The organism is Streptomyces sp. NPDC091387, from assembly GCF_044756945.1.
GTDB lineage: Bacteria > Actinomycetota > Actinomycetes > Streptomycetales > Streptomycetaceae > Streptomyces.
The window spans coordinates 263,830-281,294 of sequence record NZ_JBIVTZ010000009.1; the positions used below are offsets into that span (position 1 = coordinate 263,830).

At 69.8% G+C, this 17,465-nt stretch carries 12 protein-coding genes and 1 pseudogene; 2 read left to right on the forward strand and 11 right to left on the reverse strand.

The window, feature by feature from the left end; genetic code table 11:
* Positions 1 to 175 precede the first annotated feature (175 nt).
* The 5 genes from ACIQM0_RS20525 to ACIQM0_RS20545 all read right to left on the reverse strand — a co-directional run bounded on the left by ACIQM0_RS20525 (position 176) and on the right by ACIQM0_RS20545 (position 5,620).
* On the reverse strand, positions 176 to 2,083 hold the full coding sequence (locus ACIQM0_RS20525; protein WP_401288565.1) for an acyl-CoA dehydrogenase: 1,908 nt from the start codon (positions 2,081 to 2,083) through the stop codon (positions 176 to 178).
* A 69-nt stretch (positions 2,084 to 2,152) separates the two neighbouring features.
* On the reverse strand, positions 2,153 to 3,394 hold the full coding sequence (locus tag ACIQM0_RS20530) for a beta-ketoacyl-[acyl-carrier-protein] synthase family protein (RefSeq protein WP_401288806.1): 1,242 nt from the start codon (positions 3,392 to 3,394) through the stop codon (positions 2,153 to 2,155).
* Between the two features lie 175 nt (positions 3,395 to 3,569).
* Positions 3,570 to 3,833 (reverse strand): type B 50S ribosomal protein L31, encoded by a 264-nt coding sequence (locus tag ACIQM0_RS20535; RefSeq protein WP_401288567.1) that lies wholly within the window; start codon positions 3,831 to 3,833, stop codon positions 3,570 to 3,572.
* Positions 3,834 to 4,021: 188 nt separating this feature from the next.
* A complete protein-coding gene (locus ACIQM0_RS20540; RefSeq protein WP_401288569.1) occupies positions 4,022 to 4,894 on the reverse strand; it encodes an ABC transporter substrate-binding protein in 873 nt (290 codons plus the stop codon).
* 99 nt (positions 4,895 to 4,993) lie between these two features.
* Positions 4,994 to 5,620, reverse strand: coding sequence for a GNAT family N-acetyltransferase (locus tag ACIQM0_RS20545; RefSeq protein ID WP_401288571.1), 627 nt, complete (start codon positions 5,618 to 5,620; stop codon positions 4,994 to 4,996).
* 153 nt (positions 5,621 to 5,773) lie between these two features.
* On the opposite strand from ACIQM0_RS20545, the gene ACIQM0_RS20550 reads away from it, so the two are divergent.
* The gene (locus tag ACIQM0_RS20550) at positions 5,774 to 6,130 is read left to right on the forward strand and encodes a YciI family protein (RefSeq protein ID WP_401288573.1); all 357 of its coding nucleotides are present in this window, start codon (positions 5,774 to 5,776) and stop codon (positions 6,128 to 6,130) included.
* 54 nt (positions 6,131 to 6,184) lie between these two features.
* Positions 6,185 to 7,015 (forward strand): annotated as a pseudogene (locus ACIQM0_RS20555) (RNA polymerase sigma factor).
* Positions 7,016 to 7,025: 10 nt separating this feature from the next.
* Here the strand turns inward: ACIQM0_RS20555 and ACIQM0_RS20560 are convergent.
* The 6 genes from ACIQM0_RS20560 to ACIQM0_RS20585 all read right to left on the reverse strand — a co-directional run bounded on the left by ACIQM0_RS20560 (position 7,026) and on the right by ACIQM0_RS20585 (position 17,257).
* On the reverse strand, positions 7,026 to 7,352 hold the full coding sequence (locus ACIQM0_RS20560; RefSeq protein WP_385032056.1) for a cupin: 327 nt from the start codon (positions 7,350 to 7,352) through the stop codon (positions 7,026 to 7,028).
* A gap of 90 nt (positions 7,353 to 7,442) precedes the next feature.
* Complete coding sequence (locus ACIQM0_RS20565; RefSeq protein WP_401288576.1) at positions 7,443 to 9,068, reverse strand: glycoside hydrolase family 13 protein; 1,626 nt, start codon at positions 9,066 to 9,068, stop codon at positions 7,443 to 7,445.
* Positions 9,069 to 9,186: 118 nt separating this feature from the next.
* Complete coding sequence (locus tag ACIQM0_RS20570; protein ID WP_401288579.1) at positions 9,187 to 10,146, reverse strand: carbohydrate ABC transporter permease; 960 nt, start codon at positions 10,144 to 10,146, stop codon at positions 9,187 to 9,189.
* Positions 10,147 to 10,161: 15 nt separating this feature from the next.
* On the reverse strand, positions 10,162 to 11,121 hold the full coding sequence (locus tag ACIQM0_RS20575; RefSeq protein WP_401288581.1) for a carbohydrate ABC transporter permease: 960 nt from the start codon (positions 11,119 to 11,121) through the stop codon (positions 10,162 to 10,164).
* Positions 11,122 to 11,209: 88 nt separating this feature from the next.
* Positions 11,210 to 12,637, reverse strand: a complete 1,428-nt coding sequence (locus tag ACIQM0_RS20580) for an extracellular solute-binding protein (protein WP_401288584.1) — start codon at positions 12,635 to 12,637, stop codon at positions 11,210 to 11,212.
* Between the two features lie 330 nt (positions 12,638 to 12,967).
* Entirely contained in the window at positions 12,968 to 17,257 is a 4,290-nt protein-coding gene (locus tag ACIQM0_RS20585) for a discoidin domain-containing protein (protein WP_401288586.1), read from the reverse strand.
* Positions 17,258 to 17,465: the final 208 nt, after the last annotated feature.

Below are 17,465 nucleotides of genomic sequence, written 5' to 3' on the forward strand. Positions count from 1 at the left end.
GTAACTGAGCAGAGTCCGTCCAGTTACGCCTTGCGGCGAACCGATTCGCCTCAGTGGGCGCGTGCCCCTGGACACCACCGCGACAACACGGCCGCGGTGCCCCAGAAGGCCAGGAGCACGACGCCGACTCCCAGCCCCTGTGCCGCCTCGGCCGCACGGAGCAGCGGCCGGGCCCTCACCACTCGGCCCCGGCGGGCGCCAGCCGTCCGCCCGTGTGCCAGGACGCGTCCGGGTCGTCGTACGCCTCGGCGTAGCGGGCTCCCGCGATGGGCCAGTCGGCGAGCAGTTCCTCCGGCAGCCCGAAGGAGGCGGCGAGTTCCGGCAGGTGGGCGGCGACGGCGGTGACGAGCTGCTCGATGGTCTCCGTCAGTCCGTCGACCTGGCCGGCCGTGAGGTGGCCGGCGACGAGCAGGTCCCCGCTGTTGCGTTCGATCCAGCGCAGCGCGAACAGCCGGGCCAGATCGGTCAGCCGCTCGCGGGCGGACCCCTCGGGCAGGCCCTCGACGGCCTCCGCGTAGGCGTCGGCCGCCTGCCGGTACGCGTGCGCCTCGACGCCTCGCAGCGCGGGCCCCGACCCCGCGTTCCACCGCTTCAGCGGTCCACCGTGCGGGGCCCGTGCCATGCGTGCGCGGGAGCGGGCGAACTGGATCCGCTCCACCTGGGCCAGGAGCCGGCCGAGGTACCGCAGATCGTCCAGGCCGCAGGCCGGCGAGCCGTCCGGGAATCCCCCCTCGTCCAGCGCCGCGGGCATCGCGGAGATGACCATCTCGGATGCCGCCTTGGTGTGGATGGCCAGGTTGTCGCCCTCCGCGGTGATGGCACCCTCCACCCCGGTGACGAGTTCGGTGATCCCGTTGCTCTCCAGCAGGCCCTGGGCGCCGCACCGTTCGCGGCATTCGACGATCACGGACCTGGCCTGCCAGGTGATCCATCCCTTGGCGATGTCGACCAGCTGTCCTGCTGCCTCGCGTTCCGGCGCCGGGCCGTGCATCGCCGCCTCCCAGCGGTCCAGGGCCCGCCGGTGCAGGAGGCTCATCGCGAAGACGGTGGCCATGGCCCCGGCGAGCGGGCCGTGGTGGCTGCGGTGGGCGATCACCGCCAGCGGCGGCAACGCGCGGCCCCCGGAGATGTACCGGTGGCCGGAGTAGCGGACCGCGATGGCGAGCGTGGTCCGGGCGGAGCCGACCGCACTCGCGCTCATGCAGATGCGGCCCGTGGTCACGCGGGCGATGGAGGCGAGAAATCGGCGTCTGCGGCCGGCGGTGCCGCTGCGGAACACCCCGTCGTCGCCGACCTGCCCCTGTGCGCCGCCGAGCAGCGCCTCACGTCCCACGAATACCTGGTCGAAGGAGGTCAGGCAGTGGTCCACGGGGCTGCCCATCCGTGCCGGAAGCCTGCGGATCCGTACCCCGGGCAGGGTCTGGAACGAGTCGGTGAGCGGTACCAGCAGCAGGAAGACTCCGTGGTCGACTCCCCCGACGAACAGCCGGGCGGCGACGAGCCCCGACTTGGGGCCGCCGGCCTGGCTGGTGTTGGGCATGAACTTCTGCGCGCCCAGGTGCGGTGTGTGCAGCACGAATCCGTCCCGGGCACGGTCGTAGGTAGCTGTCGTCTCGACCGCGGCGGCGTCGTTGCCGTGCGCCACCTCCGTGCAGAGGAAGGTCCCGACGCGTCGCATCGCGAGGAAGTCCGACAGATCGCGGGACCGGTCGGTGTCGTGGTCCAGCAGGCTGCCGAGGAAGAGGTTGTAGTGGATTCCCGCGACGGTGGCGAGGGTCGTGTCGACCGGGGCGAGCCATTCGTGCAGTGCGGCCAGGCCGCGGGGGTCGGCGGCCAGCCTGGCGCCGCTGTCCAGGGCGTTGTTGAGTGTGCGCAGGCGTGCGTAGGCCAGTGCGAGCTGTTCGTCGGAGGTGGGGCCGGGCGGGGGGAACGCCGGCCTGCGGAACGGCTCGGTGGCGATGATCCGCTGCCAGAAGCCGTGTTCCCCGCGGGCGTGCGGGCCGAGGAGCACCGTGGTGAGCCGGTCCGCGACGCGTTCCGTGGCGGGCTCGGTCACAGCGGTGCAGTCGATCGTTGTGGTCATACGACAGGAACGATCAGGAAACAGTCAGGACACCCGGATTTCCGGTATTGACCGACCTTTTCTTCCTGTTCAGTGGGGTGTCGGGGCCCGTTGGAAGGCGAGAGCGACATTGTGGCCGCCGAATCCGAAGGAGTGGCTGAGGGCCCGCTCGACGCGCTGTCTGCGGGGTTCCTTGGTCACACAGTCGAGGCCGGACTCCGCCGGCGGCGCGTCGAGGTTGGCGATCGGCGGGACCAGGCCGTGTTCCAGGGTCAGTACGGTGGCCACCGCCTCGATCGCGCCGCCCGCCGCGAGGGTGTGTCCGATGACGCCCTTCGGTGCGGTCACCGAGGGCCGGTGCGGGAAGAGCCGGGCGATGAGCGCGCTCTCTATGGCGTCGTTCAGCGGGGTGGAGGTGCCGTGTGCGTTGATGTGGTCCACGTCGCGGGCGGCCCAGCCCGCCCGGTCCAGTGCCGCCTCGACCGCTCGCTGGGCGCCCCGGCCGCCCGGGTCGGGTGCGGTGGGGTGGTGGGCGTCCGTGGCAGCGCCCGTACCGGCCAGCACCGCCCGCGCCCGCCCGCCACGGGCCCGGACGTCCCCGGCCCGTTCCAGTACGAGGACGGCGGCGCCCTCGCCGAGGACGAACCCGTCGCGGTCCGCGGCGAACGGCCTCGACGCGGCCGCCGGATCACCGGTGCGTACCGAGAGCGCCCCCATCCCGGCGAACGCGGTCACGACCAGCGGAGTCACCACGGACTCCGCGCCGCCCGCCACCACCACATCGCACTGGCCGCTCGTCAGCAGGTCGCGGGCGAGGCCGATCGCGGTGGCGCCCGACGCGCAGGCGGTGGCCGGGGCCAGGCTCGGCCCGTGGGCGCGCAGGTCGATGGCGACCTCCCCGGCGGCCGCGTTCGGCATCATCATCGGCACGAGGAGCGGGGAGACCGCGAGCGGCCCGTCCGCGTCCAGCCTGCGGACGTTGTCGACGAGTACGGAGACACCGCCCACGCCGACGCCCAGTACGACGCCCACCCGGCCGCCGTCCCAGCGGTCCGGGCGGAGCCCGGCGTCCGCCACGGCACGGCGGGCGGCGACGAGGGCCATCTTCACGAACCGCGCCATCCGGAAGACCGCGCGCCCGCCGACCGCCTCGTCCAGGTCCGGTCCGTCGGCCCGGCAGGCGAAGTCGACCGGCAGACCGGCCAGTTCCTCACAGTGCCGGGCCACTCCGGTCCCGGCGCAGAGCCCCGCCCAGAAGGTCTGCTCATCGGCGCCCACCGGGGTCACGAGCCCCAGGCCCGTCACCACCGTCGCCGACCCGTCCCGCACCATGCCGCGGCCCTCCCCGTCATCGTTCACGCCCGCCCTCGGTCGAACGGCCGGGCCCCGGTCCAGGTTGCGCACACTGGGCCGAACGGGTCACTTCCCGTGCGGCGGCGCGTGCGGTCGGGACGGGCGGAGTCCCCGGCCCGGTGGGAAGGGGCCGGGGACTCGGATGCCGTACGGGTCAGGAGGCGTCCGCGCCTCCGTCCTCGCCGTACCTGCGCTCGAATTTGGCGACCTGGCCCTCGGTGTCGACCACCCGGGCCTTCCCGGTGAAGAAGGGGTGGCTCTCGGCGGAGATCTCCACGTCGATGACGGGGTAGGTGCTGCCGTCGTCCCAGTCGATGGTCTGCTCGCTCGACGCGGTGGACCGGGTCAGAAACGCGTAGCCCGCCGAACGGTCACGGAAGACGACGGGACGGTAGGAAGGGTGCTTGTCCTGCTGCATGGCCTGCTCCTGGGGACGTGCGGGTACCGGGACGGACACTCCCGGCCAGCCTCGCGAACCGCGGCGTCCCGCGCGATCGCACACGTCCGTACGGGGGCATCGGCGCACGTCTGCCGCGGTGGCGCCGTACGCCCGCTCCCCGATCCGTCCTGCTCCGTCCTGCTCCGGCCTGATCCGAACGAAGGCCCCTACGCCTCCAGCGCGTCGGCCACCAGGGCCAGGAACCGGGCGTGGGCCCGCGCGCTGCACACCGGTTCCGGGTTCCAGGGCACCACCCGGGCGGTGCGTTCGATCGCCGCCCACGCCTCGTTCGTCCGGAGCTCGTCGAGAGGGGTGGCGTTGACCCGGATGTCGGCGAGCACGACGGCGGGGCGCAGCGCCCCGGCCTCCGCCCAGCCGACCGTGGACCAGTTCGCACCGGGGCCCTCGGCCGGTTCCACCAGGTCGATGCCGAGCTCTGCCAGCACCCGCAGTTCGGGCCACATGCGGGGGCGGGCCAGGTGCGCCTGTTCCTGTCCGGCCGGGGACAGGGCGAGGACCCTGGTCCGGTCCGGTCCCGCGGCGAACGTGCGCAGCCGGTCCCGGGCAGCATCCAGCTCCCGCGCGGCCGCCGGGGGCTCCTCCGCGCCCAGCGAGCGGGCCAGCAGGGCGAAGCGGTCGCCGGTCTCCGCGAGGGTGCGTGCCTGGCCCACGTCGATGACGACGACGGGGACGTGCTCCTCCAGGTGCTTGGCCGTCTCCGGGGCGAGGCCGTAGACCTGGCCGCCGCCGTAGCTGACGGCCACCACGAGGTCGGGCTCGCCGCTCAGCAGCGTCTCCACGTCCAGCGTGGCGCCCGCGCCGGCGTAGGCGACCTCGGTCAGGGGCAGCGATCCGGTCTTCGCGGTGTCGGGCACGGCCGGGTCGTCATGGCCGGAGCCGAATATCCCGATCGGCTGTATCCCGTGGTCCCATAAGGTCGCTCCGGCCTGGACGTAGGCGAGCACCCGCGTCGGGCGCCGCTCGGCGGACGACACCTGTCCACGGTCGTCGGAGAACTGCCATACGGTCTGTTCGCTCACGTCACACGCCTCTCGCCACCGGCCGCTTCGCCCCGTTTCGGGCTCGTACACCTGTACCTGCCCAGCGTTCCGGCGTGGCACCCCCGGCACGGCGTCGCTCTACAGGTCCGGCTGCGTGCCGCGCACCAGATAGCTGACGGGCCCGGGGTCCGGTACCGGGAGCTCGGCGAAGCCGAGCCGGTCGTAGAAGGCCCTGGCCGGGGTGTTGGCGGTGAGCATGGACAGGTGCACCCCCTCGACCCCTTTGGCGCGCAGGGCTGCCAGGAACGTGCGCATCAGCTCTCTCCCGTACCCCCGGCGCTGCCACTCGGGGAGCAGGTCGATGTGCAAGTGGGCCGGGTGGCAGGCCAGTTCGGGCAGGACCATCCGCTCCGGGTCGTGCAGGAGCGCGATCATCTCGTCGGCCGGCCCGCGCGGCGGGTCCACGGGTCGCGGGTAGCGGTCCTCGACCCGGGGCAGCCAGCGCTCGCGGAACTCCGTCACGAACCGCGGGGTGTCCGCCGTCCCGATGATGTATCCGACCGCCCGGCCCGTGCCGTCGTCGATCACGAAGGCCAGGTCGGGTTCGAGGTACGCGTACGGTGCGGCGAATATCGACGGCATCAGCTCCAGGTCCGGGTACAGGTGCCGGGAGTCGCCACCGTTGTCCGCCGTCCGGACGCAGATGTCGGCAAGGGCCGCACGGTCGTCCGGGTGGTAGGCGCGAGGGCCGGTTCGCGGGGTCATTCCCTCATCCTGCCGTTTTGGGAGCGCTCCCAAAAGACTAGGAAGAAGAAATCGTCGAACACGGCCGTGTTCCGTGTCGATCCGGGCGGCGGCCGTTCGTATAGAGGGTGAGAGGCCGGTACGTCACCGGCGTCGTACCCGAGGAGGCACTCCATGAAGCACTACCTGCTCAGCGTCGTCACACCGGCCGACGGTGTGCCGCCCGAGCCCGCGGAGATGGAACGGATCATGCGCGACGTCGAGGAGTTCCACCGCGAGCTCCGACAGGCCGGGGCCTGGGTCTTCGACGGTGGCCTGAGTGCCCCGAGCACGGCCACCGTCGTACGGGCGGAGGACGGCGGCACGGTGCTCACCGACGGGCCGTACATCGAGGGGAAGGAGTACCTCGGCGGGCTCAGCATCATCAAGGCCCCCGATCTGGACGCCGGGCTCGACTGGGGCCGCAAGGCCGCACTGGCGATCGGGCTGCCCATCGAGGTCCGCCCGTTCGAGGGTGAGGTGGAGGCCTGATGACGGGCCCTCCCGTCCGGCCCGCCCGGCAGCGGCGGACCGGACGAACCGGCCCTGTCCGCGCGGGAGATCGAGCGTCTCTTCCGCGCCGAGTACGGCCGGTGCGTCGCCGTGCTCGTCGGTGCGTTCGGTGACATCGGCATCGCGGAGGAAGCGGTCCAGGAGGCGTTCACCACCGCGCTCGACCGGTGGCCGGTGACCGGGCTGCCGCCCGCACCGGCCGACTGGATCATCACCACCGCGCGCAACCGGGCCGTCGAACGGCTGCGCCGGGAGGCCTCCCGCACCGGCCGGCACGCGCAGGCCGCGCTGCTGCGTGCCGGGAGCGAACCGCCCGAGGAGGGCCCCGTGCGCGACGACCGGCTCCGCCTGATGTTCACCTGCTGCCACCCCTCGCTCCCCACCACCGCGCGGATCGCCCTGACCCTGCGGCTGCTCGGCGGCCTGACCACCGCGGAACCGGCTCACGCTTTCCTGGTGCCGGAGCCGACCATGGCGCAGCGGCTGGTGCGCGCGAAGGCCAAGATCCGTGACGCCCGGATCCCTTACCGGGTGCCTCCGACGCCGATCTGCCCGAGCGGCTCCGCTCGGTGCTCGCCGTTGTGTACCTGGTCTTCAACGAGCTGATCACGGAGGGGCAGTCGCTCGTGCGGCAGTGCCTGCGGCCGGGCCGAGGTGGCCGGTCCGGAAGCGGCGCCGGCACTGGTCGACCAGCTGGAGCAGGCGGACCACCACCTGTTCCATGCCGTGCGGGCCGATCTGCTGCGCAGGCTGGGCCGCACCCAGGAGGCCGCGTCCGCCTACGACGCGGCGGCGGACCGCACGCGGAACACGGCCGGGCGGGACTTCCTGCTGCGCCGCCGCCGGGCGCTGCCCGACGGCTGACCGGGGGCTGTCAGCCGTTGACCGCCGTCAGCAGCACCACGGCGTCCTCCAGCGCGAGCAGCCCGTGCCGCTCCTGCGGGATGGGGTGCAGCCGTCCGGGTGCCAGTTCCACATCGCCGGAGGCGGCCGTGAGCCGGACCGTGCCGCGCAGCACCTGGAGGGAGGCGGCGGGCGGGGCGTTGTGCTCATCGAGCGCGGAGCCCGAGGTCAGCGCGATGACGGTCTGCCGCAGCGGGTCCTCGTGCAGCAGGAGGTGGGCGCTGCGGCCGTGCGGGGAAGTGCGGGCTGCGGCCAGGTGCTCGTCGGCGAGGGCATTCAGGTCATTCGGAGCGTCCATATGCCCTACTGTGCCGCAGCCCTCGTTCCCCCGCGATCCTGCCCATGGGCCCCGCCGGGCCCATGGGCAGGTGCGTCCGGTGTCCGGAGGTCAGGCCCGCAGCCACACCGCGGTGTCCTGTGGGAGCCTGCCCGCTCCGTCGAGCGGGCCGCTGGCCAGCAGTACCGCGGTGTGGCGGGGCAGCTCGGCCGCCTCCGCGGCCAGGTTGACCACGCAGACGAGTCCGTCGGTCCGGGCGAAGGAGAGCACGCCGGGCGCCGCGTCCAGCCAGGTCAGCCGGCGGATGCCGGGCTCTCCCGCCGTCCCGAACCCCGGTTCGCCGCGGCGCAGCCGAAGCGCCTCGCGGTACAGGGTGAGCATCGATTCCGGATCGTCGCTCTGCAGGTCGGCGGCGTACGAGGGCCAGTCGGCCGGCTGCGGGAGCCAGGGTTCGGCGGTGGCGCCGAATCCGGCGTACGGTCCCTGCGCCGACCAGGGCAGTGGTACCCGGCAGCCGTCGCGTCCGGGGTCGGTGCCGCCCTTGCGGAAGTGCATCGGGTCCTGGATGCGGTCCAGCGGGATGTCCACCTCTGGAAGGCCGAGTTCTTCGCCCTGGTAGAGGTAGGCCGCACCCGGCAGGGCCAGCGAGAGCAGGGCGGCGGCGCGGGCGCGGCGGGTGCCAAGGACCAGGTCCGTCGGCGTGCCGAAGGTCTTCGCGTCGAAGTCGAAGCCGGTCTCGGTGCGGCCGTAGCGGGTGACGGTGCGGGTCACGTCGTGGTTGCACAGGACCCAGGTGGCGGGGGCGCCGACCGAGGCGTGCTCGGCGAGCGTGTCCTCGATGGCGGTCCGCAGCAGTCCGGCGTCCCAGGGGCAGGCCAGGAAGTTGAAGTTGAAAGCGGTGTGCAGTTCGTCGGGGCGCAGGTAGCGGGCGAACCGTTCGGTGTCGGGGAGCCAGACCTCGCCGACGAAGACGCCGCCGTACTCGTCGGCGATGGCGCGCCAGGAGCGGTAGATGGCGTGCAGTTCGTCGCGGTCGATGAAGGGGTGCGGGTCGCTGCCCTCGACGAAGTCGGGCAGTGCGGGGTCCTTGGCGAGCAGGGCCGCGGAGTCGATCCGTACGCCCGAGACACCGCGTTCGAACCAGAACCGCAGCACTTCCTCGTGTTCCTGGCGGACCGCCGGGTGCGCCCAGTTGAGGTCGGGCTGCTGGGTGGCGAAGAGGTGGAGGTACCACTCGCCGTCGTCCAGCCGGGTCCAGGGGGTGCCGCCGAATTCGGAGACCCAGTCGTTGGGCGGAATCGCACCGTCCGGGCCGCGCCCCTTGCGGAAGTGGAAGAGGTCGCGCTCGGGGCTGCCGGAACCGGCTTCCAGGGCTGCCCGGAACCAGGCGTGCTGGTCGGAGACGTGGTTGGGCACGATGTCGATGATGGTGCGGATGCCGAGCTCGCGGGCTTCGGCGATCAGTTTCTCCGCCTCGGCCAGGGTGCCGAACGCGGGGTCGATGGTGCGGTAGTCGGCCACGTCGTAGCCGCCGTCGGCGAGCGGCGAGAGGTACCAGGGGGTGAACCAGAGTGCGTCCACGCCGAGTTCGACGAGGTAGGGCAGCCTGGCCCGTACCCCCGCGAGGTCGCCGGTGCCGTCACCGTCGCCATCGGCGAAGCTGCGTACATAGATCTGGTAGATGGCTGCGTCGCGCCACCAGTTCGCGGTGGCCTCGGACGGACGGTTGGCTGCCACGTGACGTTCCTTTCGGGCAGGTGGTACTCCGCCGCCGGCCCGCATGCGGGGCAGGACGGTCGAGCCGGCGGCGGAGTGCTGAGGGGAGGACGGCTGTGCGGGTGGTGTGGCGGAGGCGTCAGCCCTTGAGGCCGCCCGCGGTCAGACCGCCCATGATGTTGCGCTGGAAGATCAGGAAGATGAGCAGCGTCGGGATGGACGCGATGGTGAGCGCGGCGATGAGCACGTTCTCCGGAACTCCGTTGGCCAGCGAGTAGATCCCCACGTTCAGGGTCTGCTTGCTCGGGTCGGGCAGGGTGAGCATGGGCCAGAGGAAGTCCTTCCACACCCCGACGACGGCGAAGATGGAGACGACGCCGAGGATCGGCCGGGAGATCGGCAGGACCACCGAGCGCAGAGTGCGCAGGGGTGATGCGCCGTCGATGGCGGCGGCGTCCAGGAGTTCTCTCGGGATGGAGTCGAAGAACCGCTTCAGCAGGAAGATGTTGAAGGCGTTGGTGACGGACGGGAGCCAGATCACCCACGGCGAGTTCAGCAGGTTGCGCTGGAAGATCGGCACGTCCAGGACGGTCAGGTACTGGGGTACGACCAGGACGGTGGCGGGGATCATCAGGGTGGCCAGCATCATGCCGAGGATGACCTTGCCGAACACCGGCCGCAGCTTGGACAGCGAGTAGGCGGCGGCGACGTCGAAGATCAGTTGGAAGGCGAGCGCGCCGAAGGCGTAGTACAGGGTGTTGAAGAGCAGCTTGGACAGGTCCATCACGGACCAGGCCCGGCTGTAGTTCTCCGTGTGGATCGAGCTGGGGAACGCCGTGGGCGGGCTCTGCACCACTTCCTGCGTGGTCTTGAGGCCGCCGGTGACCATCCAGTACAGCGGTCCAAGGAAGACCATCGTGAACAGGAGGATCACCGCGGCGAAGATGATCCAGTAGACGGCCTTGCCGCGGCCCCTGCCGAGCTGGGCCGGCGAGATCAGGGTGCGCTGGCGCGCGACGTCGGCGGGGCGCCGGTCCTTGCGCCGTGCGGCCTTGCGTCCGTCGCTCCCGCGCCGGGAGACAAGCGTGTTCGATGCCATGGTCGTGCTCCCGTCCTAGTCTTCGCTGCTGCGGCTCAGTCGTACGTACACCGCGGAGACTCCCGCGAGGACGACGAGCAGGACGAGGCCGAGTGCCGCCGCGCTGCCGTAGTTGTTGAAGTTGAAGGCGTATTGGTAGATGAGGTAGACGACGGTGGTGGTGGAACCCTCGGGGCCGGCGCCGTTGGTGAGCAGGAACGGCTCGGTGAAGACCTGCATCGTCGCGATGATCTGCATCAGCAGGAGCAGCGAGAGGATGAGCCGGGTCTGCGGGATGGTGACGTGCCAGACCTTGCGCAGCAGTCCGGCGCCGTCCAGTTCCGCCGCCTCGTACAGCTCACCTGGAATCCCCTGGAGTGCGGCCAGGTAGATCAGCGTCGCGCCGCCCATGTTCATCCAGGTCGCCGCGATGACGACCGAGAGCATGGCGGTGTCGGTGTCCTGGAGCCATTGCTGTGCGGGCAGATGGAGGATTTCCAGGATGCGGTTGAAGAGCCCGTAGCCGGGGTCGTAGAAGTACTTGAAGAGCAGTACGGAGGCGACCGGCGGCAGCATCACCGGCAGATAGACCAGCAGCCTCAGATATCCCTGTCCGTGCCGGAACTCGTTGAGCACGACGGCGACGACGAACGGGACGGCGAAGCCGAACACCAGCGCGAGCACCGTGAACAGCAGGGTGTTGCGCCAGGCCTGCCAGAACGCCGGGTCGTTGACGACGTAGGACAGGTTGGACCAGCCGGCCCAGGTGGTCTTGCCGTTCTCGGTCTTCTGGAAGGCCAGGATGAATTCCCGGACCATCGGATACCAGGAGAAGAACGAGAAGCAGAGCACCGCTCCGATCAGGAAGCCGTGCGCTGAGATGTTGCGGCGCAGAACACGCAGGAACTCGTCGCGGGCGGAGTTCGGGCGGGTGGGTCCTGCGTGTCCGTGGTGTGGCCTGGTCGCCTTGCCGCTGGACAGGGTAGGGGCCGACATGGTGTCTCCTCGGTGCCGGTGAACTGAAGCGCAGTCGGACGGGTCCGGATGCGGGGCCGGGTCCGCGTGACCCGGCCCCGCGCGTCCGTTACTGGTTCGCCAGAACCTGGTTGACCTGCTGCTCGGCGGTGGAGAGCAGCTTGTCGATGTCGGCGCCCTTGTTGGTCAGGACACCGGACATGGCGTTGTCGAGGATCTTGTAGATCTCCTGCGCCTTCGGCGGCTCGGCCTTGCCCTGGACGGGGTTGTCCATGAAGGCCTTGAAGTTCTCGATGGGCATCGACGCGTTGGTGGTGCGTGAGGCGTCGTCCTTGGCCTTGCTGTCACCCAGGAAGAAGTTCGGCTGCGGCAGCCCGACGGGCAACTTGTCGGCCTTGGTGCGGGCCCAGTCGAACTGACCCTTGCCCGGGGTGAGGTTCTTGAAGTTCAGCCAGGCGACAGCGGCCTTGATCTGGTCGGGCGAGCTGCCCTTCTTGATCATGTAGTTGTTGCCGCCGAAGAGGGTGCCCTTGGCCCCGGGGATCGGGCCCAGGCCGAAGGTCTCGTACTTGGCACCGAGCTGCTGCACCATGTACGCGATGTCGTCGGGGGCGGCGAGGAACATGCCGAGCTTGTCGGTGGAGATCTGCTTCTGCAGATCTCCCCACTTCAGCAGCTGCGTCTTGCCCATGCTGTCGTCCTCCCAGCGCATGTCGTGCAGTTGCTGGAGGACCTGCTTGCCGGAGGCGTCGTTGAAGGCCGCCTTCTTGCCGGAGGCGTCCACGACGTCCCCGCCGAGGCCGTACTGGGTGGCCGCGAAGTGCCAGCCGCCGTTGTTGCCGGCGCTGTACTCGCCGAAGCCGGCGATGCCCTTGCCCAGAGCCGCGATCTTCTTCGCCGCCGCGCGGACCTCGTCCCAGGTGGCGGGCGGGGTGTTCGGGTCGAGACCGGCCTGTGTGAACAGCTTCCGGTTGATCATCAGGCCCATGGTGTAGTTGCTGGTCGGCAGTGCGTAGAGCTTGCCGTCCTTGCGGGCCACATCGATGACCTGGGGCTGGATCTCCTTGAGCGCGGGCACCGACTTGTCGTTGACGTAGGCGGAGATGTCCGTGGCCCCGTCGTTGTCCAGCACCTGCTGAAGGTCGGTGAAGTACGCGTAGAAGACGTCCGGCTGCGACTTCCCCTTCAGCATGGCCGTGAAGCGGGGAGGCTCCAGGCACTGCCCGGGGGTGGACTTTCCGTTGATCGTGACGTTCGGGTAGGTCTTGTTGAACGTCTTGATGTCCTCGTTCCACTCACGCAGCTCCGCGGCCTTGGCCGCCGGCGGCATGCAGTCGATCGAGATCGTCACCTTCGTCTTCGGGTCGAGCGGGGCCGACGGGTCGGACGAACCCTTGGATCCACTGTCCTTGTCACCGCTGTCGCTGCTGCTGCTCGTGCCGCAGGAGGCGAGAGCGGTCAGGGCGAGTGCGGTGACGAGGGCGGCCGCTGAGGCACGGCTTGTACGGCGTGTGCGGCTGAACCCAGCACTTCTCATCGATGGTCCCCTTCGGGCATGAGCATGGAAGGCCCGCGGCCGGCTCTCTGCCGGGGCGAGGCACACTCAACCAGCGCCGACATGTGAACGCAATATCTCGCGCAGTTTTCGTAAAAGTTTGACAGTCCATTGCATGCCCCGTGTGATGCACGACAGAGGCGTGCCACTCGGCTCCAGAGAGCCGAGACAGCACGCCAGGGGTGGTTCCGCATGGTTCGTGACCGGTCGCCAGTTCCGTTCCCGCAAACTTCGCACGTGCGGACGCAAGGAATTTGCGCACCACGGGACGCCGTCCGGCTGACCGGACGGCGTCCCTGTGCGCAAGGGCCGCTACGGGTTGATGTTGATCTTCATGGTGGAGGTCGTGTTCTTCACGTCCTGCGCGTTGCCGCTGAGCTTGAGGCCGTTGAAGGTGACCTCACCGACGGCGGGCCCCTGGCCGGCCTCCGGCATCTCGTTGGCCCACAGCCCGAAGCCGGACTTGGCCTCCAGGGCGTCCCCGCTCTTGCGGGCGCCGGAGATCGAGATGTCGGTCAGCACGGTGTCCTTGATCGGGAACTGTGGCTGTCCTCCCACGTAGTTGGTCTGGAACATGATGCCGCTGTACGTCGGGTCGACGATGTCGACGTTGTTGATCCTGATGCCCTGGAACACCTTGGAGGCGGAGAACAGCCAGATCCCGGGGAAGGTCTGCGTCCCCCAGAAGTGGCCGCCCGAGCGGATGACCGACACGTTCTCGATCGTCGTCGGTTCGGTCCCGAATCCGTTCATGGGGTAGCCGAAGTCCAGCGAGCTCACCGTGATGCCCGAGTAGACCAGGGTGTCCGCGATCAGGATGTTGCGGAAGGTGTTGTCGAAGCCGCCGTAGACGGCGACACCCGCCGCGCGCCAGGTCAGGATCGAGGTGAGGTTCTCGTACACGTTGTTCTTCATGTCCGAGCCACCGGAGTCGATCGCCGAGAACAGGGCGAAGCTGTCGTCGCCCGTGGCGCGGGACTCGTTGTTGACGACGTGGTTGTCCGTCGAGCCGTTGGTCATGTTGATGCCGTCGGCGAACGTGTCACGGATCCGGGAGTTCTTGATGGTGATGCTGTCGGTGTTCGCACCCCAGTAGAGGCACACCGTGTGCTCGTTCCAGACATTGTCGATGGTGATGTCCGAGACGTTGGAGAAGTCGAACACCTTGCCGGGGCCGTCGATGCGCGAGGTGTAGTTCCCGAAGTACGCGAAGTTCGCGAACGACGAGCCCTTCGCGCTGGCCTCCGCACGGAATCCGTTGTCGGTGTTCTCCTGGCCCGAGGGTGCGAAGAACCTGGTGTACCAGGGACCGGCGCCGACGACCTTCACGGCCTTTCCGTAGACCTGGAACTTGCTCGCGGTCTGGTAGTCACCGGCCGGCAGGTAGACGCCGACCAGCTTGCCCGTGGTGTCCATCCGCACCTTGTCCAGGGCGTTCTGGACGTCCTGGTGGGTGAATCCGGCGGGCACGGCGTAGGCGGCCGGGTCCGGATTGGCGATCTGGGTGGCCTGCTCCAGGCTGACGAAGTCGATCGCGTAGGTGGAGGTGTTCGCGGCGTCCTTCTGGAGCCGGACCTTGCTGCCGGCCGGGACGGTCCTGCCCAGCATCACGTTCGCCTCGTCGTAGATGTGCCGCGGCGAACCCGCGCCCGGGGAGTTCCCGGGACCGGTCTCGGCGCCGTACAGCCAGGCGTACTTCGAGGTGAGGTCGATCGCCTTGAGGAAGACGCCGTCCACGTAGAGGTTCAGCTTGGAGTCGATGCCTCCGCCGCCGGCGGAGTCGGGGATGGAGAACCGGGTCACCAGGGTGTTGGTGCTCGCCCTGGTGGTGAACTCCACATAGTTGCCGGTGTTGTTGAGGGTCACGGCCTTGCGGCCGGAAGCCTCGCCCGCGACGTCGCCGACGGTCCGGTTCGGACCGACGACCTGGGCGCCGCCGCCGGTGACGCCGCCCTCGGCCTCGTACATGTCGTACGGCATGTCGGCGCCGCGGCCGACGAAGAGCGAGCTGGTGGAGGTGTTGTTCTCGCGCTTCACCGGGAGTTCGTTGGCGTCGTCCGCGATCACCGTCTTCACGGAGTACGAACCGTTGGCCGCCGTCCAGCTGCCCAGGCTCACCGGGGCGCTGGTGGCGCCCGCGGCGATGGCCCCGGTGTAGGTGCCGGTGAGGGTCTTCACCGTGGCGCCCTTGGAGTCCAGCAGGGTCAGCGTGATGGCGTGGCCGCCCGCCGCGGACGCCACCGTGCCCTGGTTCTTGATGGCGACGGAGAAGGTGACGTTCTGCCCGTTGGACGGGGCGGACGGGGAGGTGCTGACCCCGGTCGCCACCAGGTCCGAGCTGGCGACCGGCTTGACGACCAGCGCGGTCGCGCTGGTGTAGGTGTTGTCGGTCTCGTTCTGCTCGATGACCTCGTTCGCCGGGTCGGCGACGGCACTGAGTTCGTAGCTGCCCGCGTCACGCGGTCCGATCTCCGCACTGACCTGGGTGGAGGCCCCGGCGGCCAGCGCGCCCACGGACGCGGTGGCGACCTTGGAACCGCCGAGCCGGAATTCGAGCTTGCTCGCCGGCGCCGCGACCGAACCGCTGTTGCGCACCGTCGCGGTCAGGGTGACCGGGTCCGACTCGACGGGCGCGGAGGGAGCCGCGGTCACCGAGCTGACCTGGAGGTTCGGGTTGGGTGCCGGAGCGCCCAGGACCTGGAACTCCGCGACCTGACCGGCACCGGAGCCGGTGTTGGAGTTGAACTTGAGCTGGACGTCGGCCACCCGGCCGCTGACCGGGATGGTCACCGCGTTGCCGCCGGCCGGGCTGAACGCGTAGTCCTTGGCCGCGACCAGACTGGTGAAGGCCGAGGCGCTCTGCTCACGGCCGAGCACCTGGATGTTCTGGGTCCTGGCCCCCCAGCTGCTGTCCGGGTTGAGCTTGACGACGACGCTCTCGGTCTCCGCGTTGGCGCCCAGCTTGACCGTCAGGGTGTTCGGGTAGCTTCCCCCGGCGCCCTCCCAGTAGGTGGTCAGGCTGTTGTCGTTGGCGTTCTCCGCGACGAACGTGTGCACCACGGACGAGGCGGAGATGGGCTTGCCGATCGCGAGGTTGGACGCCGCGCTCGTGCTCCCGTTGCGGGTGACGGTGTTGCTGTCGCCCGACACGTTGCCCGCCGCGTCCTTGGCGCGGACGGTGTAGGAGACCGTGGTCGCGGCGGACTGGGTGTCGGTGTAGGTGGTGACATCGCCCGCGACGCTCTTGCGCAGCACGTTGTTGGCGTAGATGTCGTACCCGGTGACGCCCTTGTTGTCGGTGGAGGCCTGCCAGACCAGCTTGATCTGCCCGGCGGACGGCTCGGTGAAGCTCAGGTTGCCCGGTGCGGTCGGCGCCTGGGTGTCACCCGAATCCCCGGTACGGGTCACGGTGTTGCTGTTCGCCGAGGTGTTGCCCGCCGCGTCCTTGGCCCGGACGTAGTACGACACGGTGGCACCGGCCGGACGGGTGTCGGTGAACGTGGTGACGTTGCCGGCCACGCTGGTGAGCAGCGTGTTGTTGGCGTAGATGTCGTAGCCGGTGACGGCGGTGTCGTCCGTCGACGCCTTCCAGGTCAGCTTGATCTGCCCGGTGGCCGGTTCGGTGTACGCCAGTTGCGTCGGCGCGGTCGGCGCCTGGGTGTCACCGGACACGGGGCCGTAGATCTCCAGCTCGGAGACCTGGGCGCCCGGCTGGACGGAGTTGGCGGAGACGAGGACGCGTACGTAGCGCGTGGTCGTGGCGTCGAAGGTGATCGTCGCCGACTCACCGGCCGTCGGACTGAAGGTGTACGCCTTGGACTGCGTCAGGTCGGTGAAGTCCGAGCCGTTGGCGCTGCCCTGGATCTTCAGCGTCTGGCTCCGGGTCTCCCAGCCGTCCGGCAGGCGCAGCACCACCCGGTCCACCCGTACCGAGGACCCGAGATCCGCCTGGATCCACTGCGGCAGGTCGCCGTTGCGGCTCTCCCAGTAGCTGGCGGCGTTGCCGTCGTTGGCCTGGGCGGCGGTGTACGTCTGGGTGTAGCTGCTGGCCGTCAGCGTACGGCCGGCCGCCAGGTTCACCGACGACTCGGCCGCCGCGCGGACCTCCAGCTCGGCGAGCTGGCCGTTCTTCGCGACGGTGTTCGCGGTGATGTTCGCCCGTACGAACCGGGCCCGGGTGGCCGGGAAACTGATGGTCACCTTGTTGGAGCTGCCGGGTGCGAACGTGTAGGCGGCCGAGGTCTTCAGCGTCGAGAAGCTGGTGCCGTCGGCGCTGCCCTGGAGTGACAGGGTCTGCCGGCGGCTCTTCCAGTCGGCGGGAAGCTTCAGGGTGACCTGGTCGACGCGGGTGACCTTGCCCAGGTCGCTCTGCACCCACTGGGGCAGGGCGCTGCTCGCCCCCTCCCAGTACGTCGACTGGTCACCGTCGGAGATGTTCCCCGCGGCTTTCCCGCTGCCGGCGCTGCTCGCGGCCGTCTTCTGGCCGGCGGCGATGTTCGGGCCGCCGGCCGCAGAGGCGTTGAGTGCCGGCCAGCCGATCATCAGCAGGCTGGTGGTGACAGTGGCGGAAAGGACCCGCCATCTCCAGCGTTGCGGTCTCATATGTCCCCGATCTTCGGCCTCGGCGCAGGGCGCGTCCAAGGCGCGGCTCTTTCTGCGTACCTGCTGGGGCATGGATTCCTGCACCCACAGGATGGGCTTTTGCGTATTGCGGTCAGAGAGTTGCAGAGAATTGATGGGTAGTCCACTGTCGCGGCAGAACCTGAAACGTAAACGGACTACCCCACACCGCCTCAACTGCCGTGACAAA

What these genes read in the sequence shown, in the direction of transcription:
- ACIQM0_RS20525 (WP_401288565.1), bottom strand. Translation starts at nt 2,083, where the DNA reads ATGACCACAACGATCGACTGCACCGCTGTGACCGAGCCCGCCACGGAA.
- ACIQM0_RS20530 (WP_401288806.1), bottom strand. Translation starts at nt 3,394, where the DNA reads ATGGTGCGGGACGGGTCGGCGACGGTGGTGACGGGCCTGGGGCTCGTG.
- ACIQM0_RS20535 (WP_401288567.1), bottom strand. Translation starts at nt 3,833, where the DNA reads ATGCAGCAGGACAAGCACCCTTCCTACCGTCCCGTCGTCTTCCGTGAC.
- ACIQM0_RS20545 (WP_401288571.1), bottom strand. Translation starts at nt 5,620, where the DNA reads ATGACCCCGCGAACCGGCCCTCGCGCCTACCACCCGGACGACCGTGCG.
- ACIQM0_RS20550 (WP_401288573.1), top strand. Translation starts at nt 5,774, where the DNA reads ATGAAGCACTACCTGCTCAGCGTCGTCACACCGGCCGACGGTGTGCCG.
- ACIQM0_RS20560 (WP_385032056.1), bottom strand. Translation starts at nt 7,352, where the DNA reads ATGGACGCTCCGAATGACCTGAATGCCCTCGCCGACGAGCACCTGGCC.
- ACIQM0_RS20570 (WP_401288579.1), bottom strand. Translation starts at nt 10,146, where the DNA reads ATGGCATCGAACACGCTTGTCTCCCGGCGCGGGAGCGACGGACGCAAG.
- ACIQM0_RS20575 (WP_401288581.1), bottom strand. Translation starts at nt 11,121, where the DNA reads ATGTCGGCCCCTACCCTGTCCAGCGGCAAGGCGACCAGGCCACACCAC.
- ACIQM0_RS20580 (WP_401288584.1), bottom strand. Translation starts at nt 12,637, where the DNA reads ATGAGAAGTGCTGGGTTCAGCCGCACACGCCGTACAAGCCGTGCCTCA.
- ACIQM0_RS20585 (WP_401288586.1), bottom strand. Translation starts at nt 17,257, where the DNA reads ATGAGACCGCAACGCTGGAGATGGCGGGTCCTTTCCGCCACTGTCACC.